This is a genomic window from Methylomonas lenta (assembly GCF_001644015.1).
GTDB classification, from domain to species: Bacteria; Pseudomonadota; Gammaproteobacteria; order Methylococcales; family Methylomonadaceae; genus Methylomonas; species Methylomonas lenta.
The window spans coordinates 1-24012 of record NZ_LUUI01000066.1; the positions used below are offsets into that span (position 1 = coordinate 1).

The 24012-nt window shown below is 45.1% G+C and carries 20 protein-coding genes and 2 pseudogenes; 7 read left to right on the forward strand and 15 right to left on the reverse strand.

Annotated features, from left to right (window positions below):
* Both A1359_RS04295 and sseA read right to left on the reverse strand, forming a co-directional pair.
* A partial coding sequence (locus tag A1359_RS04295; protein WP_198159270.1) for a glycosyltransferase family protein occupies nucleotides 1–334 on the reverse strand: 334 nt, incomplete at its 3' end.
* A 152-nt stretch (nucleotides 335–486) separates the two neighbouring features.
* Nucleotides 487–1371 carry a 3-mercaptopyruvate sulfurtransferase gene (sseA, locus tag A1359_RS04300; RefSeq protein ID WP_066978519.1) on the reverse strand — a complete coding sequence of 295 codons (885 nt, stop codon included), beginning with the start codon at nucleotides 1369–1371 and terminating at the stop codon, nucleotides 487–489.
* Between the two features lie 136 nt (nucleotides 1372–1507).
* On the opposite strand from sseA, the gene A1359_RS04305 reads away from it, so the two are divergent.
* A complete protein-coding gene (locus A1359_RS04305) occupies nucleotides 1508–2062 on the forward strand; it encodes a DUF2799 domain-containing protein (RefSeq protein ID WP_198159271.1) in 555 nt (184 codons plus the stop codon).
* A 96-nt stretch (nucleotides 2063–2158) separates the two neighbouring features.
* Here A1359_RS04305 and A1359_RS04310 read toward each other — a convergent pair whose 3' ends face one another.
* Nucleotides 2159–2422, reverse strand: a complete 264-nt coding sequence (locus A1359_RS04310) for a hypothetical protein (protein ID WP_232322109.1) — start codon at nucleotides 2420–2422, stop codon at nucleotides 2159–2161.
* A gap of 205 nt (nucleotides 2423–2627) precedes the next feature.
* On the opposite strand from A1359_RS04310, the pseudogene A1359_RS23770 reads away from it, so the two are divergent.
* Together A1359_RS23770 and A1359_RS23605 are read left to right on the forward strand one after the other, a co-directional pair.
* Nucleotides 2628–4477, forward strand: a pseudogene (locus A1359_RS23770) (ATP-dependent DNA helicase); the annotation flags it as partial.
* Between the two features lie 162 nt (nucleotides 4478–4639).
* Complete coding sequence (locus A1359_RS23605; RefSeq protein WP_408606525.1) at nucleotides 4640–4720, forward strand: hypothetical protein; 81 nt, start codon at nucleotides 4640–4642, stop codon at nucleotides 4718–4720.
* 357 nt (nucleotides 4721–5077) lie between these two features.
* Here A1359_RS23605 and A1359_RS04320 read toward each other — a convergent pair whose 3' ends face one another.
* Complete coding sequence (locus A1359_RS04320; RefSeq protein ID WP_066978525.1) at nucleotides 5078–5653, reverse strand: hypothetical protein; 576 nt, start codon at nucleotides 5651–5653, stop codon at nucleotides 5078–5080.
* 165 nt (nucleotides 5654–5818) lie between these two features.
* A complete protein-coding gene (locus A1359_RS04325) occupies nucleotides 5819–7531 on the reverse strand; it encodes a patatin-like phospholipase family protein (RefSeq protein WP_066978527.1) in 1713 nt (570 codons plus the stop codon).
* 206 nt (nucleotides 7532–7737) lie between these two features.
* Here A1359_RS04325 and A1359_RS04330 point away from each other — a divergent pair, with 206 nt between their 5' ends.
* From A1359_RS04330 to A1359_RS04340, 3 genes are read left to right on the forward strand one after another with little or no spacing between them, the layout of a single operon-like run.
* Nucleotides 7738–8391, forward strand: coding sequence for an SOS response-associated peptidase (locus A1359_RS04330; protein ID WP_066978530.1), 654 nt, complete (start codon nucleotides 7738–7740; stop codon nucleotides 8389–8391).
* The gene (locus A1359_RS04335; RefSeq protein WP_066978532.1) at nucleotides 8388–9338 is read left to right on the forward strand and encodes a phosphotransferase; all 951 of its coding nucleotides are present in this window, start codon (nucleotides 8388–8390) and stop codon (nucleotides 9336–9338) included. The genes A1359_RS04330 and A1359_RS04335 overlap by 4 nt, the downstream gene beginning before the upstream one ends.
* 18 nt (nucleotides 9339–9356) lie before the next feature.
* Complete coding sequence (locus A1359_RS04340; RefSeq protein WP_066978535.1) at nucleotides 9357–10277, forward strand: 3'(2'),5'-bisphosphate nucleotidase CysQ family protein; 921 nt, start codon at nucleotides 9357–9359, stop codon at nucleotides 10275–10277.
* On the opposite strand, the pseudogene A1359_RS23775 reads toward A1359_RS04340, so the two are convergent.
* The 10 genes and pseudogenes from A1359_RS23775 to A1359_RS04385 all read right to left on the reverse strand — a co-directional run.
* Nucleotides 10274–10864: pseudogene (locus A1359_RS23775) on the reverse strand (aldehyde dehydrogenase family protein); the annotation flags it as partial. The gene A1359_RS04340 and the pseudogene A1359_RS23775 sit on opposite strands and share 4 nt — an antisense overlap.
* Nucleotides 10786–11928 carry an exonuclease subunit SbcD gene (sbcD, locus tag A1359_RS04350; RefSeq protein WP_083960490.1) on the reverse strand — a complete coding sequence of 381 codons (1143 nt, stop codon included), beginning with the start codon at nucleotides 11926–11928 and terminating at the stop codon, nucleotides 10786–10788. The gene sbcD and the pseudogene A1359_RS23775, both read right to left, overlap by 79 nt.
* Nucleotides 11810–12220: a hypothetical protein gene (locus tag A1359_RS22695; RefSeq protein ID WP_198159272.1), complete on the reverse strand. Its 411-nt coding sequence runs from the start codon at nucleotides 12218–12220 to the stop codon at nucleotides 11810–11812. Before A1359_RS22695 ends, sbcD begins: the two co-directional genes overlap by 119 nt.
* 104 nt (nucleotides 12221–12324) lie before the next feature.
* Nucleotides 12325–12783 carry a DUF3368 domain-containing protein gene (locus A1359_RS04355; RefSeq protein ID WP_066978540.1) on the reverse strand — a complete coding sequence of 153 codons (459 nt, stop codon included), beginning with the start codon at nucleotides 12781–12783 and terminating at the stop codon, nucleotides 12325–12327.
* Entirely contained in the window at nucleotides 12776–13003 is a 228-nt protein-coding gene (locus A1359_RS04360) for a UPF0175 family protein (RefSeq protein ID WP_066978543.1), read from the reverse strand. The genes A1359_RS04355 and A1359_RS04360 overlap by 8 nt, the downstream gene beginning before the upstream one ends.
* A 2-nt stretch (nucleotides 13004–13005) precedes the next feature.
* Entirely contained in the window at nucleotides 13006–14400 is a 1395-nt protein-coding gene (locus A1359_RS04365; protein WP_066978546.1) for a HEPN domain-containing protein, read from the reverse strand.
* A gap of 52 nt (nucleotides 14401–14452) precedes the next feature.
* A complete protein-coding gene (locus A1359_RS04370; RefSeq protein ID WP_066978549.1) occupies nucleotides 14453–15607 on the reverse strand; it encodes a restriction endonuclease subunit S in 1155 nt (384 codons plus the stop codon).
* The gene (locus A1359_RS04375; protein ID WP_066978552.1) at nucleotides 15607–17181 is read right to left on the reverse strand and encodes a type I restriction-modification system subunit M; all 1575 of its coding nucleotides are present in this window, start codon (nucleotides 17179–17181) and stop codon (nucleotides 15607–15609) included. Before A1359_RS04375 ends, A1359_RS04370 begins: the two co-directional genes overlap by 1 nt.
* Nucleotides 17178–20591 (reverse strand): DEAD/DEAH box helicase family protein, encoded by a 3414-nt coding sequence (locus A1359_RS04380; protein ID WP_083960492.1) that lies wholly within the window; start codon nucleotides 20589–20591, stop codon nucleotides 17178–17180. The genes A1359_RS04375 and A1359_RS04380 overlap by 4 nt, the downstream gene beginning before the upstream one ends.
* 28 nt (nucleotides 20592–20619) lie before the next feature.
* Nucleotides 20620–22137: a sigma-54 interaction domain-containing protein gene (locus A1359_RS04385; protein WP_066978555.1), complete on the reverse strand. Its 1518-nt coding sequence runs from the start codon at nucleotides 22135–22137 to the stop codon at nucleotides 20620–20622.
* A 520-nt stretch (nucleotides 22138–22657) separates the two neighbouring features.
* Between A1359_RS04385 and A1359_RS04390 the strand changes: the two genes are divergently transcribed.
* Nucleotides 22658–23893, forward strand: coding sequence for an NYN domain-containing protein (locus tag A1359_RS04390; RefSeq protein ID WP_066978559.1), 1236 nt, complete (start codon nucleotides 22658–22660; stop codon nucleotides 23891–23893).
* The last annotated feature ends 119 nt before the right edge of the window (nucleotides 23894–24012 follow it).

The window sequence follows — 24012 nt, forward strand, 5'->3', positions numbered from 1 at the left end:
CGATCACACAATCGTTTTCAGCTACCAATGTCTGGGCGGCTTGGTAGATCTGCTGCTCGGAAGGAAAGAATGCCTCATCCAGTAAAGCTCTCAACCATTGCAATGGATTCATCCGAAATGAGCGTTTGGCAAAATCTTCCATATCGAAGTCGATATGTTCCGGCACCTGTCGATAGTGAATCTGCAGTTGATCGCAGATAGCTTGGTAACTTTGATTATCGAGGCTACTAACTACTAGCGCGACCTGATGACCAGCCTGTTGCAAGCCATCGGCCAGTGCCAGTAACGGGCGAACATCACCATTAGAGCCCCAAGTTTGGATACCGATTTTCATTTAGCGTTAAATGGCCAGATAAGTGGGGGTGAGTTTAGGTTATTGGATTATTGATAGACAACACGCCAACAATTTAAAACTGTGTCTCTTAAAGTTTAACGCCGATGACTTTGAAAGGCATTGAAAAATATCTCGGTTAAAGCAAACCAAGTTTATAGCGTGGTTTGTCGAGGAAGATCTGCTCGACGACCCCATTCCGCCCAGGAACCATCAAACATAGGAACGTCATGGATGCCCATTTGATAAAGTGCCAACAATAATAACGCCGCAGAAACGCCAGATCCGCAGGTAGTCACCATTGGCTTGGAAATATCGACACCAGCCAAAGAAATCCGCTGACTCACTTGATCTATTGGACATAAAGTATGGTGTTCGTGCGTGAATAAATATTGATAGGGAATATTGAAACTACCTGGAATATGACCGGGTTGCAGACCAGCATCGCTTAGCGGACGATGGCCGTTAAAACTGTCTTCAGACCGGGCATCCAGGATTTGTCTGCTGCCCTGCTGTTGGATCACCCGCATCTGTTCCAAATCGACAAACAATTCGCGATGAAACACCGCGTCAAATACTTTCCGTACCGGCATAGTCCTGTCGGACATCAACGGAAACGATAGATACTGCCAGCGGCTTAGACCACCATCCAAAACGTTGACTTTCTCGTGCCCGAATACGCGAAACATCCACCAAGCGCGCGCAGCAGCAAAAAAGTGGTTATTGTCATAAATGATGACCCATGTGTCGTTATCGATGCCTAACTGCCCTACTTGCTGAGCAAATTGTTCTGCACTTGGCAAGGCATGCGGCAGTGGATGGGTAAGATCGGCAATGTCATCAATATCGAAAAATTGTGCACCAGGGATATGTTGATGTTTGAATTCTTCTTGGGCATTACGTTGCTGCCGTGGCAAAAAGAAGGTGGCATCCAGGATAACTTGATGGGGACGATCGATATTTTCCCGCAACCATTCGCAACTGACTAAAGCACTGCTACTATTGAATTCGGCGTGTATAGGGAATGTAATGTTAGCCATAGCAAATTAAATTTCAGTTGGTCGATTATGCTGTAAAACCCTTGAATAGTTGGGTTTTGAATGATTTATACTCATTTCCTATTCTTTTTATGGCTGATCTGATAAAGCATAACGGTCTATGTTGGCGGAATTACACATGCGACACTTATTGGGAATTCTAAGCTTCATTGTACTATCGGGCTGTGCGACACTCAGCCAAGAAGAATGCGTACGCGGCGATTGGTTTGGATTAGGTGTTAACGACGGGCGCACTGGTGAAACCATGACTCGATTGGATTCACATCAAAAGGCATGCATGGAATATGGCATTGCAGTTAACAGTGAAGCTTATTTTGCCGGTCGCGAACAAGGATTGCGTGAATATTGCCAACTAGACAATGCCTTTCGAATAGGATTGAGTGGACAGCCGTATCACCATGTTTGCCCACCCTCTATTGATGGATTATTTACCCATTATTATTCGGCAGCCTACTTCGTCTATGAAGACCATGCTGAACTGCAAGCATTAGATAACGAACTATCCAGCAAAGAGAATTATCTACATGATAAAAAATTAACCGACAAAGATCGAGCCAGGATCCGAAACGAGATTAGCGACCTGGACCGGAGACGTTATCGCCTAAGAGATGATCTCTATTACCATGAGCGACAACTGGATGATTTGCGTCGAGAAGCCAATTCATATCGCTAAGCAAGACTTCGTTTTAGATGACTTTAATTGACGGGTACAGGTCTGTCGAATGCAGTTTACTGATGGTCCGTATCATCAATTACTGTAAATTCAGCATCAATGCTTTGATGAGTGGCTTGTTGTTTTGCGTTTTTCATCAATCGCCAAGCTCTGTAGCCTATGATTCCCATCGAAATCAAAAGCACGGCAAAAAATACAGAATGTTCCCAGAATAGCACCTGCAATCATCGCCGGAACAGCCACGATCTTAGAAATGCGCTGAGAAATGGACTTTTCTTGCGCGTAGTATTCCGTTGAATTTAGTCGCTGAATGCGTTCCGGCTGACCGATATGAATGGTGCGTTTATAAATTTTGAGCATATGACTGAAAGCGAATTAAGCGTGAAGGGACATTATATCCAGTGTAGATTCAGAATAATGCAGAGCAAAAAAAATCGGTGCACCTGGAAAAAAGCATCTCAGAAACACCGACATTTTACTATCTCCAAAAGTATGACCTTCAGTAACCATTGAAGTTCCTAGTCGCTTGTTCAAAATCGCTGGCAACTTAGCTCATAATAAGGGCATGAACCATCCCTCGCCCCCACCTCATTCAGCAGACAATCCCCTTGAAAAACTACAAGGATCCATTGAGCGTGTCACTTTCCATAGTGAATCATCGGGGTTCTGCGTCCTACGGGTCAAGGTAAAAGGTCAGCGTGATATGGTTACTGTTATTGGCTCTGCAGCGACCATCACTGCCGGTGAATTCATTGAATGCGTGGGATGTTGGGTTAATGATCGAGAACATGGCCAACAATTTAAAACCGTCTCGCTAAAGAGTGTACCGCCGACAACGTTGGAAGGTATTGAGAAATACCTCGGATCAGGCATGGTCAAAGGGATCGGACCGCACTTCGCTAAAAAACTCGTCCATGCATTTGGTGAGCTTGTTTTCGATGTCATCGAGCAAACGCCGGAACGCATGCTGGATTTACCTGGCATTGGTAAAAAGCGCATGGAACGCGTCACCGGTGCCTGGGCCGAACAGAAAGTCATTCGAGAGATTATGGTATTCCTGCAATCCCACGGTGTGGGTACTTCAAGGTCTGTCAGGATTTACAAAACCTATGGCGACCAAGCCATAGCAAAAGTCAGGGAAAACCCTTATCGATTAGCGCTTGATATTCATGGCATTGGCTTTAAAACAGCGGATGCCTTAGCACAACAGCTCGGTATTGCACCCGATTCATTAATGCGTGCTCAAGCCGGTGTGCGACATACATTACAAGAGCTATCGGGCGATGGCCATTGCGCTGCCAAGCGTGAGCAACTCATTAGTAAGGCTGTCGAATTACTGGGCATTCCCGCCCCAATCATCGAAGATGCTATCAATGCCGAAATCAATGAAGCCAACTTAATTGCCGATACCATCGGCGATGATGACGTGCTGTTTTTAACGCCGCTGTACCGTGCTGAGGTTGGTTGTGCAACTCATTTACAAAGATTGAATGATGGCATCCCACCCTGGGGAGTTATTGATAGCCAAAAAGCCATTCCCTGGGTTGAATCGCAAACCGGATTAACATTATCTGACTCACAACGTTTGGCTGTCGAAACTGTTATCCAGCACAAGTTGGCTGTGATTACCGGTGGCCCTGGCGTCGGCAAAACCACCCTGGTTAACAGCCTGCTTAAAATTCTGGCCGCCAAAAAATCAAGATCGCCCTCTGCGCCCCCACCGGCCGTGCGGCAAAACGGTTAAATGAGTCCACCGGTCTTGAAGCGAAAACGGTTCACCGATTATTAGAATTTGATCCGGCGACCTTTGCGTTCAAAAACAACGAAGAAAACCAACTCGATATCGATTGCTTGGTTATCGACGAATCATCCATGATGGATATCGTGTTGATGAATCAATTGTTGAAAGCCATCCCTACGGAAGCTGGACTTTTGATCGTTGGCGATGTCGATCAATTGCCGTCTGTTGGGCCAGGCGCCGTGTTGTCCGACATTATCGATTCTGGCCGTATTGCTACTGTCAGATTAACTGAAATATTCCGGCAAGCCGGTTCATCAAAAATTATTACCAATGCGCATCGCATTAATCATGGTCAATTACCGGTCATCAATAAGTCTGAAAACTTGAGCGACTTTTATTGTCTTTATGCGGAGACGCCGGAAGAAATTTTTGCCAAGTTACTCCATGTAGTCTTGGAAAGAATTCCGCAGCGTTTCAATTTTGACCCGATTAACGATATTCAGGTGTTAACCCCAATGAATCGTGGCGGCCTGGGTGCAAGATCAATAAATCTGGAATTACAAGCAAAATTAAATGGCCAAAGCGAACCTAAGATTACCCGTTTTGGAAATACTTATGCGCCTGGCGACAAGGTTATCCAGCGCGTCAATAACTATGACAAGGAAGTCTTTAATGGCGATATTGGGGTCATCAAATCGATTGAGATTGAAGATGCTCAAGTCAAAATTCAATATGACGATCGCCTAGTGGATTACGATTTTAGCGATCTCGATGAAATTAATCTAGCCTATGCCGCGAGCATCCATAAATCGCAGGGTTCTGAATACCCTGTTGTTGTGATACCGTTGGCGATGCAGCATTTTATGTTACTTGAGAGGAACTTGATTTACACCGGTGTGACCCGTAAAAACAATTAGTGGTGGTCATCGCTCAACCTAAAGCCTTGGGTATGGCTGTCAAAAATCAACGATCACAGCGTAGGATGACCAATTTGGGGGCTCGGTTAGTTCAAACGCGTTAAAAGTTATAAGAAAAACAACTCAACGATGAACCGGATACATAGACAGTGTTGCGGTTATCTATCAGATTAATTGCCATCTGCAACGTCAAATCAGTTGTATTAGCATAAGTCATTTGAATAACTTAACAGGTTGTTGAAAAACTAATTATTATCGTTAGTCTGAGACAATCTATGGTTCCCACCTTAGCTCCTGACCACTATATGCAGTGATCAAAATTTCAAATTTTGCAAAAATCAACAGCCTGTTAAATGATCATGCTGGTGGAATATAGATCTTTGCATAGCTTATTGCTGGTATCCGCCAACCTACAGACTCATATTTAACTTCGGCTATAATATAAAAACCTTTCGTATCTACTAATTTTTTTACGATAAAAGGTGCAGATGTTTTTTCCTTGGGAGCCAGGCGCAACACATCATTATTATCAATATTTCTCATTGGAAAGTTAATAGATTTCCACTGGTAGTCTCCAAATTCCCTTGGAGTATTACTATCTTTATCAGTTATTACATATCTAATATTCTTGATTTCAGAGAGCCATTTATCGCCCCTTTCAATAGTTGCAATCACATGAATAATATCAGAATTATTTTCATGCTCTTCAATATCTAAAAATATTGAAGTCGTCGCAAAAAATGCACCAGAATACGCTTGATATAAAAAATAGGCTAAAGCAACTGATTGCAACAACCCAGTTGAATAAATACTAATTTTATCAGTACACTTGGAGTCATTATCGACAACATATTCTAAAATCACATAAGGAAGAGCCGTAACAATTACGACCAATAGCACCCAAAACAAAAAATAGGCCGTTCTAGAATACATTTTTATATGTTCTCCGCTTCTGGAATACGTTCAAAACCATGCAACTTAACCCAACAAGAAATGAAAAATCCATGCTTTCATTGGCAAAGACACCGCAACTATGAGCCTCATAATAAAAACATAAACAATAAATAAAAACTTAACATTTACCAGACAATCCTTTAATTACTTAATTTCCTCTATCAATTCCATCTTAATCAGATCATCTTTTACAATTTGTCTAACATACTCGACAGCAGCGGTCTTTTTTTGCCCAATTATCATCTTAGCTATGAAACGAACGATAGGATTATTGGATTTAAAATACTGTGCAACTAATCTGTCAAAAACAACGTTTACCCTACTTTCAATTTGAGTAGTTAATATGTTGAGTTCGTCGTAGGTATAGGTGGGCCATTTTGGTTCAACACATTCTGAAAGGCCATCAACTAACGGTATGACCGGCAATAGTCGATAGCCATCTTTAAATACAGGTTGATTATCTGTGCTCTTCACACAATAGCGTTGCTTCAAATCTGCATCCCAGTCATCAAACAATTTGTTGTTTTCCGGTAAGACGAGATGATCCTTTAGAAACTTTTGAGCATTCCGGCGACCAAGAAAGAAATCGTGGGATCTAAACTTCCGACTGAGAAACCCACCAAATCCACCCAGCAATCCGCAGGCAATCGGATAGGTTTCGCCATTGGAGCCATTTCGCTTTGGAGCAATCATAAATCTCGAGTACACATCCGTATTTCCAGCTAACGCCAGCTCATCTGGTTTAAAGCGTGCTTGATTTTTTAGGGCGTCAAAGAGCTTGAAAACAACGCTGAATAGATCTGAAGCGGGTTGATATTTCAGTTCAAACGGTGAGTAATTCGGGAACGGGTCAATCAATAAAATTGCTTTATCTGCTAAGGTGCCACTCCGCTCATTTCTGGCTGCTCCGCCTGAAAGAATTCGTCTGGCGAGCTCTAGTGGTTCATTGTTCATTACGCCACCGTCTACGCATTGGAAGTCGTAAATGAATGGTTTATCTGTCTGCCCCCAACTGGCTTCTATTGGAGCCATTGTTATGCATTGATGCGGGTGTTTGCTTTCAGGTGTTGGGATTGGCCATGTGCGAGAGCTGTAGCAGTCACCATAATCAGTTTTAGGAGCAATACTATGAAACAAGGTACGAGGCGCTAACCCCACGGGAAACGCGCCCGACGCAATAGCCGATAACTTGAGCTTTTCCTTGATCGGCGAAGATTCCCCAAATTCACCCCATCGCATAAGAACACGATCTGAAAGCCAATCTTCACCCGCATCGTTAATACGAAAATGCACATAGTCGGCATGAATCGTCATATCGTAATTTTTGGCATGATCGCCTATTAATTCAAACTCGTAAGGAACACCACGCAGATTGGTGACAGTCAAAAGGAGTTCGAAATTATCTGGGATATAAGGCCGTCTTATTTGTCTTGGTGTTACGTCAAGACCGCTATTCGCAATTTCCGGTAAGACTGATGAATCAAGTAATGAGAGAACATTGTTACCCTCTGGCAGATCCTTTGCTTCAAGCAGCTTTTTGATATCGATGCGATTAACCCAGGAATCAAAGAGTTTGTTTTGAGTACCTAGCTCAGATTTCTCATCGACTTCGTTGATAACAGGATGTTGGTTTGACCCCATATAGGCAGCCGCAATCGCGGCGGTCATTGCACCGGCTGAGGCACCTGAAAATACAGATATTTTGACGTCATGCTGCGGGACATTCTCGTTTTTAGATTTGAGGTCATACCATGTGTCCAGCGCTTGGATTAAAAAATCGATAACACCGGCTGTATATGCACCGGCAGAAATGGCGCCCGCGCCAACTAAACCTAGTTCAAAAGTCTTATTACGCATACTCCCCCCTCAGTTACTATTAGCAAACGAGAATTTTTGTTTTTATTGCTCGGAGCCAGGAACCTTTAGGCTCAGTTGCTAACTTTAGAACTGGTTCACATATTTTTCAAATTTATTTTCAGCGCGTAACATGAGATTCTGATTCCATAAGCATCCGCATCAAGCTGAACGAATAACAACCCATTATCAATAAATTTAAATTTATCATGTGTGGTCGCTACCAATTGACAGAAACTCCTGAAACCATTTCCGAGCATTTTCAACTAAACCGACTACCGCGTTTTGAGTCCAGTTATAACATCGCCCCTGCTCGAAAAATTCTCACTATCGTGGAGCTTGATGACCGCTCACGCAAAGCGGTCAATTTGTTCTGGGGCTTGGTGCCATCCTGGGCCAAGGATGCCAAAAACAGCGCACATTTGATCAATGCACGCATGGAAACGATTCGCGAAAAGCCTTCGTTTCGATCAGCTTTCAAACATCGCCGCTGCCTGATACCCGCCAACGGTTTTTACGAATGGCAAAAATCAGATAGCGGCAAGCAAGCCTTTCATATCCATCGTCAAGATAATCAGATTTTTGCCTTTGCAGGGCTGTGGGAGCAATGGCAGCACGAAACCGAAACATTGTATTCCTGTACGATTATTACCACTGAGGCCAATCAACTCATGCAGCCCATTCATGACCGTATGCCGGTAATCATTTCACAAGATGAGTATCCTAAGTGGCTGGATACATCTGATGAAGGTGATCATGCATTTGAATTACTGGCTGATCGGGCTTATGAATTGATGACTGCCACACCGGTGAGTGACTGGGTGAACAACCCTCTGCATGATAGTGAGCGGTGCGTGCAGTGAATTCCCATATTCGAGAACTAATACTTACGTCGACCGGTGCTCAAACAGCTTTTCATATTGAGATTGTTCAGCGTTTGTGGAGCGGATATGGCGATATCGTGCGTTATGGTTTAACGGGCGGCGACAGGAGTACCGTCATTGTTAAGCATGTAAAACTCCGCAGCTCGGGTCGCGGCGTGTCGCATCAACGCAAAGTGCGTTCCTATCAGGTTGAGACAGCCTGGTATAGTCAATGGAGTGGGCGTTGCGATGCGTATTGCCGCGTACCAGCTTGTCTGGCGTTTGAGTCCTTCGGTGATGAGGTGTTCATCGTACTGGAAGACTTGGACACGGCGGGATTTCCGAAACGCCGATCGTTCGTTGGTGATGATGAAATGCATGCCTGCTTAAAATGGTTGGCAAATTTCCATGCGACATTTATCGGTGAGCACCCCAAGGGATTGTGGTCTACCGGTACGTATTGGCATCTGGCGACTCGGCCCGATGAATTGCAGGCTCTGAACGATCCAGTCTTGAAAAACGCCGCTTCGTTGATTGATCAAAAATTGCGTAATAGCTCGTATCAAACCTTCGTTCACGGCGATGCCAAATTGGCCAATTTTTGTTTTTCAGATGACGGCAAACACGTCGCGGCCGTGGATTTCCAATATGTTGGCGGCGGTTGCGGAATTAAGGATGTGGCTTATTTTATCGACAGCTGCCTGGACGGAGATCAAGCCGAGCGTCAGCTGAATCAATTGCTGGATGTCTATTTTCTGGCTCTGAAACAAGCGTTGAAGACCAAACAAAAAGCCGTCGATGCGGATGACGTGGAAAGAGATTGGCGAGCGCTTTACCCTGTGGCGTGGACCGATTTCCACCGGTTCCTGAAGGGGTGGGGTCCTGGGTATTGGCCAACCAACAGTTATAGCGAACGACTGGCTCGGCAAGTGATCGCGCAATTATGAATTCGACAAGGAGTGATGATGGAATTATCGTGTAATGATTTATTTTTGCTGAGCCAATGTGCAATATCAGCAGCATGTCAGGCTGGGCATGCTATTGCGAAATATTCGAGAAGTGATTTATCTGTAAGTACAAAAGATGGTGGTGCAAGTTTGGCTGCGCAGGTGGTCACTGAAGTTGATCACTTGAGTCAGGCTATTATCTTGCAAACTCTGCTACCCACCTGCGAGATGTTCGATTTAGCCTTATTATCTGAAGAAAGTCCTGATGACGGAGAACGTCTAAACAAGGATTTTTTCTGGAGTATCGATCCTTTGGATGGCACCTTGCCTTTTATAGAAGGCGTCCCTGGATACTCGGTATCTATTGCCTTGGTGTCTCGAGCGGGCGAGCCAATCATAGGCGTCGTCTATGACCCATTAACCCAGACGGTTTACCATGCGATTATGGGGCAAGGCGCCTGGAAGGACGGCCAACCCTTAAAGCCCATCGAATTGTCGAAGCCAGCGGCACAAACTCTGCTATTCCTCACGGACAAAAGCTTTGCTCAAGATCCGCTTTACCCTGCTACCCTGATCGAACTGGATTATCTAGCGACCGAGCTAGGTTATGCCGGTGCCGCATTGAAGTTACAAGGCGGCGCGGCGATGAACGCTTGCCAAGTGCTGACGACAAAACCAGCGTGCTATTTCAAATTCCCTAAACCGCAAGTCGGTGGCGGAAGCATTTGGGATTATGCTGCGACAGCTTGCCTTTTCAACGAAGTTGGGTTGCCGTTTAGCGACGCTCTTGGCCGGACATTGGTGTTGAACCCAGAAGGATCAACTTTTATGAATCATTGCGGGGTTTTATATTGCCATGATCAAGATATTGCTGATCGGATGATTCGGGCCTACAACAACTTGAGTCAGATAAAAAAGCAATTTAAGGTTTCTAGCTAACCCCTCAAATGGCCATCCCCATAAGCCACCCATTTGTAGGTTGTTAGCTCGTCAGGCCCGACAGGACCACGGACATGAAGTTTATCCGTGCTAATGCCAACGACTGATCCCAAACCGTAATCGCCGCCACCGGACAATCTTGTTGAGGCGTTAATCATCACCGATGCCGAATCAACCTGCTCTTCAAATTGTTGGGCCAACTTCAGGCTTTGCGTCACAATGCCATCGGTATGTCCCGATCCAAAGTGGTTGATATGGTCAATAGCTTCTTCAATACCATTCACGATCTTTACCGAAAGAATCGGCGCCAGATACTCGGTATGCCAGTCCTCGTCTGTCGCCGGTTGAATATTTGGCAATAGCTTTCGCGTTTCTTCGCAGCCTCGTAGTTCGATTTTGTTTTCAACAAATGCCGCTTGCAGCAGTGGCAAAAGCTGTTCGGCACATTGTTGATCGACCAGCAGGGTTTCTAACGCGTTACAGACCTGAACGCTTTGGCATTTCGAATTTATTGCGATGGCGACAGCCTGTTCCGGATTTGCATCTGCGGCGATGTAGAGGTGGCAAATACCATCGTAATGTTTAATGTGCTGATCTTTAATAAGCGTATGGGAAGTTGCGCTATAGCTTCTTCAATTTGCTGGCGAAGACTAGGCTCTGGTTTATCAAGCCGAATTCGCAATTCCAACATTGGTCTTTGATCCATAGGTAAATCATCCAGCTGTAGGCTTTCCAATTGCTGGATCACCTCAGGTAATACTGCGAAATCTTTACCGTTGGGGATTCGTAATAGATCGATACTACGGGGTATCTTTAGGACAGAGACATCTGCGGCTTGATTTGGCTTGATATCAACTTGAAGTACCTGGTGGTGATAATCAGACTCATCAAAAGACATCGGGATCGGCGACCCACTATACCGAATGTGTTCCTTGCCGCCAACATGCTGGGCTAAATGTAAATGGCCCAATGCAACGTAGACTATGTTTTCGGGGAATAGCTCAAGAGGCAAAGCATGTTGATTGCCGCCGAGAATCTTCCGTTCGCTTAGTTCTGATAAAGCTCCGTTAACCATATAGCAATGCCCGGTCAGGATCATCCGAGAATCTTGCCCGGCTTTTTGGGCTAGTTGGTCAACAAGTTCGGCATATAGGGATTTCATGCCGGAAATTAATGGGTCGGACTCATCAATATTTGTTGGCAGGTCAGCATTCCGCAAAAAAGGCATGGCTCCACACCAAGCCCTTATATCTCCGGTAGAATTCGTCAAGGGCACTAGTAATCGATCCCAATCGATATTGCCTTCCTCGTTACGCGACAAACCACCTACAACGTGCACACCTAGTGCATTTAAGATTGGCGAAGGTGCATCCAATCTTGATGCAGAGTCGTGATTACCGCCGACTAAGATGATAGAAAGACCCGGTAAGCTTGTTCTGGCGTTAACCAAAAAATCATACAGCTGCGCTTGCGCAGTAGCTGGGGGATTGGCAGAATCGAAAATATCACCGGCAACAATCAAAGCATCCGCTTCATTGCTTTCCAAAGCATCTAAAAGCCAGTTCAAAAATTGTTGATGTTCGAAATGCCTCGAGACGCCATGAAGTTGGTGGCCTAGATGCCAGTCGGCTGTGTGGAAAATTCTGAGCATTGATTAAATAACCCTTGGTTAGTGGTTTAAAATGCCTGAAGTGATTGGCCCATCGTCCTAAATGATCGGCTGTGGTTTTTGCATCCCATTTATGACTGAAAAAACCGACGATAAACTCTTGAATATCGTGAATAGTGCTTTTTCCAGCGGAGTTTTGACCATAAAGCAAGGTCAATGCCGCCAGGGGTATTTTTGTATATTCTCGAATACCTTGGAAATTTTGCACTCCAAATGAAAATTCTGTTTTCGAGTTTCGATAATATGTTTCAAGCTTTTCAGTAAGATCTTCCAAGATTAATGTCCTTTTTGGTCGATTGCCATGCAGTCAATAACGCATCCACCAAGCAAATATTCACCCATTTACAGCGCTGTAAGAATACTTAACGTGACTTGGTGTTAAAGCTCGCCGGCTAGTTTTAATACTTCTGCTTCCAGTTTTTCAGAAAACCTGAAATTCACTTGCCTGAACTGGGCCAAAATATCGGAAACGGATGCAATGACGTTTTGTTGTTTGGCTTTGAGAAGAATGCCCAACAACCCGGTATATTTCAGATCCAATTGTTTAGCGAGCTTTCTGGCTTTTAAATCATCCAGAATCATCACATGATCGCCCGGCATTTGCACTGCCAAAGCAATGGTGCTGGCTTCGCCTAAGTCAACACTGGCGTTCAAAAGCCGCAGATAATTTTTATCCTCTACGACATTGACCGTCATCCAGTTTGCTAAAGGTTTGCCAAATTCCTGCGCCACTTCCTCGGTGAGATGAATGGTTTGATACAACTTTTGCAGAATATCCAGCCGATTAATATTGTCCAGAATGATCATGCAACTGGTGTTGGAAATCATATCAGGCATTTTCAAAATCCTGTCCAATGTCATCGGCAGGGTAATTCAATACCGATACCTGATAACGCCCTAATAGCTCCATAAAGGCGCGTTTGGAAAACCCCGCCATTTGCGCCGCCTGGCCGATAGATAACAGGCCTTTTTCATACAACTTTCCCGCCAGTAGCAATTGAATTTCCTGGGCGTCTATATTGACGGTATCGGGTAACTGGACTTGAATCGTTTGCATGATTATTCCTCTATTTTCGTAAGTTGCCGATCGGCCCAATTAGTCACGTTATTAAACCACTCACCTAATCGCCTTGAGCTAAATTTATCTTCTTTAAGTTCATCAACACCAAATTCATTTAGCACTCTCAAAAGAGTGATTTCACACAACTGGGCTCCGACATAAACGCCTTGCCAAACCTCATCCGACCTTGGTGAAATACTGCCATGTATCAATTTAGAACGTAAGTCGTATGTCTTCTTAACCTTTGCACGCCATGTTTCACGATCATCAGGCTTTTCGAAACAAAATGCAGAAACACGATCAGACACTAAACGTGAAATGTCATCGTGCTCTTCAGTCATCACCATGCGCTCAAGGGCCGTAACATATTTCACGACGCGAGTTGAAGGGCTTTTTTCGCGAGAAGCTTCGCCAAACCACTGAGCAGCATCGAGGAATCGCTGGCTTAACGGTCTAGCTAGAGCAGGATCGACTGCTAATTCCAAGGCTACGCCAAAGAGATTCAATATATTGGTGTGCTCAGGAGAAGATAATCCGACAGACCAGCCATCCGTAAAATTAACTTGCCCAAACACACTCGATGAAAGCGATGCTTCCAGTTCATTAGAATCGGACAAATACAATTTAGCTCGACGATCCATGAAAATTGCCGGCCCTTGTATTTGCATCTTATCTGTCCATTCTGCGCCCAACATCAGATGTAAGCAATCGAGCGCGGAAGTAACAGCCTGTTCTGCTATTTCGCCTGACGTTTCGCGGTCATAGCCTTTAATTTCAACTTCGGCGACCCATTGAAATTTACGATAATAACGTAGTGCGTCCTTCAGCAGCCGACGCGAATATTTATTATCTTCATGTCCATTGTCTTCAGTTCTTTGGCGTAACTTATCCAGAAATACCCGGCGAATACTGGTTCTGTTATGAAACTTTATTGGCCCTATAACTAATGCTTCAGGATCTTTAGTTCGCATTAAATGACAAGGGATGAAATAAGTAACATTTTTTAAATGGGTCTTTGCCTGTTTAACTGAAGAAGCTATAACTTTGTCAACTTCTTTAGTATTAATGGGCCTATTTTCTCGAAGAAATCGATTTACCATTATCCGTGAAAATATTTCTCTAAACTTTTCGAGCTTTATCTTCTTTTCTAATCCATGTTGTTTTGCAATATTGCTGCTTAATTCGATTAATAGCTCACTTGCGGCGCGGCCGCAGATCATTTTTGCCGAATTATTACTGGGATGAGGTATTTCGCAAAAACTGTCTTCCTTGGATATGCTAAGTAGACCCTGGCTTTGAATCTGATCCCACAACCGTTCACACTCTGCAAAAATAAACTTTATATCCTCAATCAGTTGTTTTTTTGAATCCATAAATACCGTTTGATTTTGCATGTCGCAGATAGCAATCAATCAAGTTGGTTTGGTGTTGGCTGCACCAATAATTCTATAGTTTGCCAGCAAAAGCTTTTTGGCTGAGGGATTTAAAAAGAGATTCTGAAAATTGCAGGGATTCTTGTTTAAAGTTGATTGAAAAAGTTACTTTTTTATAAAGTTCTTCATATTTATTTTGTAGCTCAATCGCGGGCAACAAAATATTCAATGTTCTAATGTCAGTAAAATTCAGTCCGGCCTTTACAGCAGACTTATTTTTTGCTTTAAACTGTGTAACACCTGCCTCAGAAGAAAGATATGCAGCAAAATATCTTGGATTCAATTTATCTTGTTTAACCCTTAATAAAGCTAAATGTTGATTTATATAACTACCTGCAATTTCCTCAGTAACGACTGCTGCTCTTCCTAAATCAGCAGTTATAGAAAGTAAAACATCGCCAATTTGAGTTTTAGTTCTATTAGCTTCAGCTCCAACAGGAGCGTTTACGTAGGCTAAATCATTTAATAGCAGCTTGTTCTTTGAAACATTTTGTATCCGAATGAATTTATCTCCCGAGCTACTGTAATGTTTAGCCCAACCGCGCGATCCACTAGTTAAAAAAATCAAGCAATCATCTAATTCTCTGACATCCCACCCCTTCGGATTAGTCACCGGATCGCCGAACATATCCAAAAACACCGCGCGGAGAAATTGGTCGGCGAGTTGGATGGCTTGCTGGTTTTTACGGCGCAGGCTGTCGGCTTTGTCGAGTATCGCAGCGATGCGTTTTTGTTCGGCTAATTTGGGTAAGTAAATTTCTACAGCTTCTAATTTACCTTTTGTAATGTGTTTGAGCCCAACTCCGCCATGAGCATGATCAATAATATGAGTTAGTTTTGAATTTATTGCATGGCGCAAATAGTTTTTATCAACAACGTTTTCATCAATATCTACCCTGAATATGTGTTGATTCAGAAATGCTTTACCTCTATTCCAAAAAAATGCACCAAATGAAGTTCCTGGAGTACCAGACCAGGAAAACAATAAATCACCAGACTGAATGTGAAACCTATCTTCGACCTCAAAATTGCAATAGTTAAAAGACTTTGTTTCATCATTTAAATTTTGGATACGAACTATCGGAGTACCGGCTTCCGCCCATTCCGATGGTTTAAATGCACGACCATTTTGTAAATCACAGACGCTTCCAAATGAAACTAAATTCATTAAAGCATCCCCTCTAACTCTTTCAACTCATCCTGAATCTCATCGACCAACCCCATCCACTGCTGCAATATCGCTTTCGGGTCTTCGTATTCTTCTTCCTGATGCACAGTTTCCTTATACCGATTGACCGATAAGTCATATTTATTAGTGGCAATCTCGGCTTTACTGACCCAGAAACAAGCTTGGGTTTTGTCATTGGCTTCTGTGTCGGCGATGGACTTATCGCGGTTTTGATAGGCTGCCAGTACCTTGGGTAAATCGCCGGCAAAACTCAGCGGATTGCCTTGCTCGTCCTGATACAGCGGGTCGCGTTTGTCGTCCAGCGAGTAGCCGTCGTCTTGCACGTCGTAAAACCAGACGTGATCGGTGGCTCCGCCTTTGGCGAAAATCAAAATTGCAGTGGCGACGCCTGCATAAGGTTTGAACACACCGCTGGGCAGGTTGATAACGGCTTCCAGCTGGTTGTGTTCGATTAGTAATTGCCGCACGGCTTGATGGGCGTTGGAAGAACCGAACAACACACCTTGCGGTACGACGGTGGCACTGCGGCCGCCGGGTTTCAGCATGTGCAAAATCAGGGCAATAAACAACAATTCGGTTTTTTTGGTTTTGACCAGCCGCAAAATCAGCGGGTTGATGGTGTCTTCGTCCAAACTGCCTTTGAAGGGCGGGTTGGCAAAGATCACATCAAAGGCATTTTGCTCAAGCTCTGGAAAATGATTGGCAAAACTCTGCGCCAAGGTGTCTTGATAATGGATATCTGGATTGTCAACACCGTGCATGTACAAATTCATGGCGGCAATGCGCAACATGGTGTTGTCAAAATCAAAGCCATGAAACATGCGGGTTTTGATGGTTTGCCATTGCTCCTGGGTTAATAAATCACCGGTGTAAATTTTTTGGCTGACGGTTTTGCCCTGATCGTCGATGAGCTCTTCCTGCATCACGCCCTGTTGGCTGCTGTAGATTTCCAGCAGATATTCCATCACGGCCACCAAAAATCCGGCGGTGCCGCAAGCCGGATCGGCTACCACTTCACCTGGTTGCGGATCGAGCATCCAAACCATCAGTTTGATGACATGGCGCGGGGTGCGGAACTGGCCGTTGATGCCGGCAGTGGTGAGTTTGCTGAGCAGGTATTCGTATAAATCGCCTTTGGTGTCGCCGGCATCCAGCGGCAAGGCGTCGATCATTTCGATGGCTTTAACCAACAGGCTGGGTTTATCGATGACCATGCGGGCATCTTTCATGTAATCACCAAAGCGGCTATCGCTGGTGTGCTCGCGAAAATGCTTGAACACTTCATCGCGCACCAAATTCATCAGGCGCTCGGCATCTTCGATATGACTGAATTGGCTCCAGCGCAGATATTGTTCGTTATCCTTAAATCGTCGGGTAAAACTACGTCCGGTGCGGTCAGCGCGTTTTTCGTCGCGGCTTTCGTTGATGTCCAGCAGCTTGGCGAACATCAGGAAGGTGACTTGTTCGATGACGGTCAAGGGGTTGGCGATGCCCCCTTGCCAAAATTCCAGCCAGAGTTTGTCGATTTTGTTTTTCAGTTCGCCGGTAATCATGCATTTGTTCCAGGTGTTGATAATGGGTTAGCCTTGGCGGGTTGTTTGCCAAAGCTTTCTACGATTGACAGTAAGTCGTCGATTTGTTGTTCGTTGGTAAATAAAGCATCCAGTTCGCCGAGGGCGGCAAACGGCATTTGGTAAAGATGGTCAATTTCAATCGCGCCGCTTTGGGCGATTTGACGTTTGAGCAAACCGAGAAACTGCACTTGCCGGGCGTTGAGGCTGGGGTAGTGTTGGATAAACGCTGCAAAACGTTCATTCACCTTGTCCGCGTCCATACCGACGATGGAACGCAGAATTTGTTCCAGCGGCGCAGCGGTATCGTAAAAGCTTTTTAACACCTGCAAATCCACATCAGGATGATGCGTGTGAATCAAGGCGTTGAGGTTGGCTAATTCGGCTTCTGTGACCGCTTCACCGGCGCGGATTTTCTTCAGGACTGCGTCCTGCTCGAACAGTTCTTTTAAGGCTTGCTCTACCTTGAGGCGATAGCTGGCCATATCGACCGCATTAAGATAAGTGCTTTGTTTTTCGCGGACTTCGTCGCCATCCGGAATGTCGATGATAGGTTTGTCGACGCTTGGGCCGGTGCCTTTGTCTCGATGTTGCATGATGCTACGCAGTTCAGTGCGCGCCTGTTCCAATTCATCGAGTGAGGCGGCTTGCCACCAAGTCAGCTCGCGGCATTGTTTGATGGTTGCGGCTTTAGCCTTGACCTGGTTTAAGTTCATTTGCAGTTGCCAAAGCTGACCGATGGCTTCGCCGGCCAGATCATCATAGGACTGGGTGTTTTGCAGTTTGTGTTGCTGAATTTGGCAGAGCAGCAAATCCCATTGGTAGGCATCGCTATGGCCGCGCACATCCAGCCATTGCATCAGAGGGGCAATCTCGGTTTCCAGCAGCGTGACGGTGTTGGGGCTGAATTGGCGCAACGCGTCGAGTTGGCTCATCTGCTGTTTGAGTTTCCATTTGTCGCGCACGGCGATGGTTTTGTCGTCCAGGCTATTGATGGCTTTGTGCAGAGTTTGAACCACGACATCGAAAAAATCCGGTTCGGCGTGGTGTAAGGCGGTTTTAGCCAAACTCAGTTGCGCTTCAAACAAGCGCTGCATCAGGGATTTGCTTTGGCTGATTTCGACCTCGCGTTGCTTCAGGCCATGGTATTCCACCACGCCCCAATGATCGAAAATCTGAAAATGGGTTTTGTGTTTGCCGGGGCCAAACAGGTTAAGGCACAGCCGTGTACCACGCCCGAGCATTTGCCAGAATTTGACCGGCGATTTAACCGGGCGGGCGAACACCAGGTTGACGATCTCCGGCACATCGATGCCGGTATCCAGCATGTCGACCGAGATGGCGATGGTGAGTTGGTCGTTATTACCTTCGCCCTTGAAGTCGTCGATCAATTCTTCGGCGCGTGGATCGTAGTTGTCGATGACCTGGCAGAATTTGCCGGCGTATTGCGGATATAGCTCGTCGAACAGTTTTTCCAGCAACTTGGCGTGCTGGTGGTTGCGAGCGAAGATAATAGTTTTGCCCAGCGTTTGCCCATCAGCCTGACGAATGCCATGTTCCATCAGGTTTTGCAGTATCTTGCGGTTGGTGTCTTTATTGAAAATAGCGCTATCGATTTGTTCCGCATCAAAATCCAGGCTGTTAGGATCAATGCCTTGGTCTTCCAGCGCAGCAATGGCTTCGGCCGACAAAGCGTGGCCTTTAATGCCGTCGCGCAAAAATTGCGTCGTGTGTTTGACCACTTGATACGGCACCAGATAACCTTCTTCAACAGCCGTTTCCAGGGTGTAATTGCTGGTGGGTTGTTTAAAGTCACAACCGAACAATTGGCAAGTGGAACGACTAACCATTTCCACCGGCGTGGCGGTCAAACCGACTTGCAAGGCATCGAAATAGCGGAACATGTCGCCGTAGATGTTGTAAATGCTGCGGTGCGATTCGTCAGCGATGATTAGATCAAAGAAGCCGGGATCAAAGGCATCGAACACTTTGGTCATGGCTGGATAGGTGGCGACGAAGATGCGGTTGTGGGTGTCCTGCACGCTTTTGCTGGTCAGTACACTAATCGGCGCAGGTAAAAAGGCGCTAAAGGCATTTTTGGCCTGTTTACGCAGCTCACGGCGGTCGCAAACAAACAAAACGCGCTTGACCCAACCAGCTTTCATGCAGACATCGGCTAAGGCAATCGACAGTCTAGTCTTGCCGGTGCCGGTGGCTTGTACCGCCAAGGCTTTGCGTTGTTTAGTTTCGAAGCGTTCGGTGATGCGTTTTAGCGCTTCGTGTTGATATAAGCGGTCTGTCAATATTTCCGGTTTGGGTGTGACCGTGTTGAAAGGCTTGCGCTCGCTGCGCTGGCGTAATTGATATTGCAGACTGGATTTAGAATAAAACCCATACAAACGGCGCGGCGGATAATTTTGCGCTGGATGATCATCCCACAACCAGATATCGTGGCCGTTGGTGTAAAAGATGATCGGACGCTGGCCGTGCATTTTTTCCAGGCCGTCGGCATAGTGTTTGGCTTGATGGCGGCCTGTTTCAGCATCGACGGCGGTTTTTTTGGCTTCGATGACCGCGAGTGGTTTGCCTTTTTCATCCCATAACACATAGTCGGCATAACCTTCGCTGCTGGCAGTGGGTTGATGCAGCACCTTTTCTTCCAGCGACACTTGCTCACTATCCTCAAGTTGCCAGCCCACTTGAGCCAGCTGCAAGTCGATTAGATACTTGCGAGTGGCGGCTTCGTTAAAATGTAAATCCAGCGCCGCTTTTTGGCCTTTGCTGGTGGCTTGTTTTTTAAGCTGCTCCAATTCTTCAGCAGTTCGCTGCAGTTGCGCGGCTTTTTCCCGTTCTACTTCCAATTCCGCCAGCATGGCCTGCATGCGGGCTTCCTGTTTGGCGTATTGCTCCAGCAGGGCTTTACGTTCTTTTTTATAATCCGCTTTTTCCGATTGTGCAGGCTTAGGCTGTTGGTAATCGGCAATGCTGTTTTGATCACCATTGGCGTAGGTGATGAACAGCCAGCGGGCGATGTCGAAGGTTTCTTTCAATAGCCATTGGGCACTTTGTTCACTGACTTTATCGCCGTGAGCGGCTTTATTGCCGTGAATGCGCAAGGCATGCAGTTTGTCGATGACGACTTTAGGTGTGACCGCTTCGAAGGCTGCGTTGGTCAACTGTTCCATAAAGTTGGCTTGCGGTGGACGCGGTAATCCCAGTTGAGAATAGACAATCGCCACCGAACGCTCGGCAAAGTTGCGCAATTTGGTCTGCGCGCTTTGCGGGTCGATTGAGGTGTAGTGCTCGGCAAAACCTGCAAGGCTGGCTAACTCCGGCCATGTGCTTCTTAGGAATTCAAAGTTTTGTGATTGCATGATGTCGATTCTGTCCATAGCTCTTCTAGTGCGAAAAGCGTGCCAATTATTCTTGTATGTTTAGCTTGTCCATCCAATTGCTGAGCGTTTGGTAGTTCGGCAATCCTAGCAGCGTCGTGGCTTTCTTTTTATTACCGGCGACTTGCGCCAGTGCCTTGGTAATGTATTGTCGTTTGATGTCGTCTAACAAGCCTTGAATATCAAGGCCTGAACCAATTTCCGGCAGTTCGCTTTTATTGCCGTTGACCGGTCGGCTAATCATAGCTTCCTTGATATCAAACTCGCTTATGGTATCCGATTCCGCCCAGATTGAAGCGCGCAATAACGTACCGTGTAATTCGCGGATATTACCTGGCCAAGCATAGCTGAGGATAATGTTTTTTGCTTTTACAGAAATTTTCTTATTGATATAGCCCGGTTGATTGGATGCTTCGCGATTGATTGATGTCATTAAATGATCAACCAATAATACAAGATCGCCACTGCGTTCGCGTAAGGGTGGTAATGTCAAAACGCCAATAGCGACACGGTAAAACAGGTCTTCGCGAAACCGCCCCTCTGCAATGTCTTGGGCAAGATTGCGGTTAGTCGCGGCGATTACTCGCACATCGACTATTTGCGCTTTGCTGTCTCCAACTTTATTGATTTCACCGTATTGAAGGACACGAAGCAATCTCACTTGGGCATCTTGCGGTAATTCGCCGAATTCATCCAAAAATAAGGTTCCGCCGTCGGCTGCTTCGAAAAAGCCGGTTTTGTTGCTAATCGCACCGGTAAAAGCGCCTTTGATATGGCCAAACAGCGCTGAATCGATCAAATCCTTAGGAATAGCGCCACAGTTTACAGTGATAAAAGGTTTGCCTTTGCGTTGGCTGGCATTGTGAATCGCTTTGGCAAAGAGTTCTTTACCAGTACCGGATTCGCCCATGATCAGCGCGGAAACATTACGCACCGCGATTTTTTCAGCTTTCCGAATGACTCGCTGAAAATCAGGGTTTTGGGTGATGATGTCGGAAAACGCTGCTGAGGTAGGAGCATGATCCAAGGCAAGCTCGCTGAGCTTTTGATCGGCACGCTTGACTAGTTGAGGAACGAACTCGGCAGAAATGTCGAATGGTATGGTGACAAATTCGCCACCTTTCTCCTTGGTGGATTGCACGAACCGCGTGTTGTACTTAGTTTTACCCAACAGGATAGATACCGCTGTCATCGATGGTGTGCCAGGTGACAGGTGAATACTGATATCCAGATCAGGATGTTCACCAGTCAGGTTTTTCAGATAGCCGTCTACCGCTTGATGTATATCACCAAAGTCAATCGGAGAGCGGAGAGCACATGGAATTGAAACGGCTTTTATAGTGTTGCTCTGAGTCAGCCAATCAAGATATGCAGTGACTTTTTGTTGATCTTGGTCGTGTAACAAATGCAGTTCATCAAAGCTGAGATTTTTTAAAGCTCCAAGTATCGGGCCGTCACCAATGGGTTCTCCGACATTGTTTGGCAACAAACTTGCCGCCTTCAAATCGGCAATTCCTAACCACGCCAACAAAATCTGCTTGCTCATTAACGTCTCTCGCATCTGGCAACGAAGAGCTATCCAAAATAGCTGATTGCCAATCCTACCACTTAACAGGTAAATTTATTTGCTAAAGGATAATAATATTTATGCTTGCCCAATACGCGATTTCGGAATCCTGTAAAGTAGTGGCGCTATTCCTATAGGATGGGTCTCATACTGATCACTTACATCTCACGCTTGCTCTCTTGTTTCACATGCCTGATTAGACAGTAAGCTAGTTTTCTTCGGGACAAAAGATGTGGTCAGAGTTTGACCGGAACCTAAGCGATCAAATTTTTCGACAGGCTGATTTCTCAAAAACATAATTCGATGAAATTTGGCAGTCCACTCTGGTAATCGTTAACGTGATATATGGCAAAACTGCATTGAGGCATTTTAGCTTTCGCGCAGAAAACTTGTCACATGCTGTGGAGACCAGAGCGAGTTTTTTGAACTCGCGCCCTGAATGCTAAACTATGTCAGTCGTCAACTCACCTTAAATGCAAGTCAGTTCTAATAATAAAAAATGACAACTCAAAAAGCTAACAGGATTGCGGTATTCATTGATGCAGAAAATGTCACTAACTGGATCAAAAACGATGGTGTTACGCCGATAATAGAAGAACTAAAACAACTGGGCCAAATAATTATTCGTCGCGCATACGGCGTTTGGAGTCGGCCCCAACTGGCTATGCATCAAACATCTATAAATCGGAATGGATTTGAACTGATTCATTGCTATCATCCGGTCACCGGAAAAAATACTGCCGATATCCAGATGACAGTCGATGTCATCGAATGTGCATGGCAACTTCCCAATATCAATTATTTTGTTTTAGTCACAGGTGATTCGGACTTCAGCCCTGTATTTCACCGTTTACGCGAAATGGACAAAGAAGTGATCGGTGTTGGTCGGCATTCAACTTTGAGCGAATGCGTCAAAACATCGTGCAGCCGTTTTATTTATACGGATGAATATTCACCTGAACTCGCCGCCTCATCAGTGGATACGGTTTCAGAACAGGACGTAACCCAAAACACAACGATAGCCCAAGCTTCTCAACCTTGTTTATCACTTGCCGAAGTGCAGTCACTGGTCATTCAACAATTGAAAGCGGCACCTGATGCGGTCAATACTTCCCAGCTAAAAAATATCTTAAAACAAACTGCGGCGGATTTTAAAGAAAGTGACTATGAATTTAAGACTTTTACAGACTTCCTCAGCGCGATTGAAAACGTCCACTTGAATAAAGTCGGAACCGTTACCTATGCGTCACTGATACCGAATACAACCAAAGCAAAAACGACTGAACCTAAGCCAGCTTCAGCCAATTTATATCAAAGTCTTCTAAACAAACACAATTTGCGCCTGACCAGCGCAGATACCATCAAAAAAATCTACAAGCAGGCTACTACAAACAAAAAAGCATGTTCCGATTTAGCCACTCTTCGCGAAACTGTTTTTGTTGATTGCCATAAGCTTGATAACCATCTTTCGAAAATCGATATCAATAAGGCATTTAATTTGTTTGTTCGGATGGACTTGGTATATACCGAGAAAGAGAAAGATGGGATAGATGCTATTCTGGTCAGAAAAATCGCTTTAAAGGATTTTTTGTTGAAAGTAGATAAGTTGATTATCGCGACCTTGTTAGAACTAAACAAAACCAATACCTTGGAGTTAAAAGCCAAAGAGGTTAAAAAACTCACCATCTCCACCATTAGCAAAGACAACATCAAAAAATTGATTGGTGAAAAATAATGGTTACGTTCAGCAGTGAATGCAGTATGCGACGGTGCATTGACGAATTATAGAAATGCAATTTTTTAGTTTGAATTTAAACAGATTTTGGTTTTACCAAGGAAGGCCTTGCAGCGATC

What these genes read in the sequence shown, in the direction of transcription:
- A1359_RS04340 (WP_066978535.1), top strand. Translation starts at nt 9,357, where the DNA reads ATGGAATTATCGTGTAATGATTTATTTTTGCTGAGCCAATGTGCAATA.
- A1359_RS04385 (WP_066978555.1), bottom strand. Translation starts at nt 22,137, where the DNA reads ATGAGCAAGCAGATTTTGTTGGCGTGGTTAGGAATTGCCGATTTGAAG.
- sbcD (WP_083960490.1), bottom strand. Translation starts at nt 11,928, where the DNA reads ATGCTCAGAATTTTCCACACAGCCGACTGGCATCTAGGCCACCAACTT.
- A1359_RS04310 (WP_232322109.1), bottom strand. Translation starts at nt 2,422, where the DNA reads ATGCTCAAAATTTATAAACGCACCATTCATATCGGTCAGCCGGAACGC.
- A1359_RS04320 (WP_066978525.1), bottom strand. Translation starts at nt 5,653, where the DNA reads ATGTATTCTAGAACGGCCTATTTTTTGTTTTGGGTGCTATTGGTCGTA.
- A1359_RS04375 (WP_066978552.1), bottom strand. Translation starts at nt 17,181, where the DNA reads ATGATTACCGGCGAACTGAAAAACAAAATCGACAAACTCTGGCTGGAA.
- A1359_RS04330 (WP_066978530.1), top strand. Translation starts at nt 7,738, where the DNA reads ATGTGTGGTCGCTACCAATTGACAGAAACTCCTGAAACCATTTCCGAG.
- A1359_RS04370 (WP_066978549.1), bottom strand. Translation starts at nt 15,607, where the DNA reads ATGAATTTAGTTTCATTTGGAAGCGTCTGTGATTTACAAAATGGTCGT.
- A1359_RS04380 (WP_083960492.1), bottom strand. Translation starts at nt 20,591, where the DNA reads ATGGACAGAATCGACATCATGCAATCACAAAACTTTGAATTCCTAAGA.
- sseA (WP_066978519.1), bottom strand. Translation starts at nt 1,371, where the DNA reads ATGGCTAACATTACATTCCCTATACACGCCGAATTCAATAGTAGCAGT.
- A1359_RS04390 (WP_066978559.1), top strand. Translation starts at nt 22,658, where the DNA reads ATGACAACTCAAAAAGCTAACAGGATTGCGGTATTCATTGATGCAGAA.
- A1359_RS04360 (WP_066978543.1), bottom strand. Translation starts at nt 13,003, where the DNA reads ATGCAAACGATTCAAGTCCAGTTACCCGATACCGTCAATATAGACGCC.
- A1359_RS04365 (WP_066978546.1), bottom strand. Translation starts at nt 14,400, where the DNA reads ATGCAAAATCAAACGGTATTTATGGATTCAAAAAAACAACTGATTGAG.
- A1359_RS04305 (WP_198159271.1), top strand. Translation starts at nt 1,508, where the DNA reads ATGCGACACTTATTGGGAATTCTAAGCTTCATTGTACTATCGGGCTGT.
- A1359_RS04325 (WP_066978527.1), bottom strand. Translation starts at nt 7,531, where the DNA reads ATGCGTAATAAGACTTTTGAACTAGGTTTAGTTGGCGCGGGCGCCATT.
- A1359_RS04355 (WP_066978540.1), bottom strand. Translation starts at nt 12,783, where the DNA reads ATGCCTGATATGATTTCCAACACCAGTTGCATGATCATTCTGGACAAT.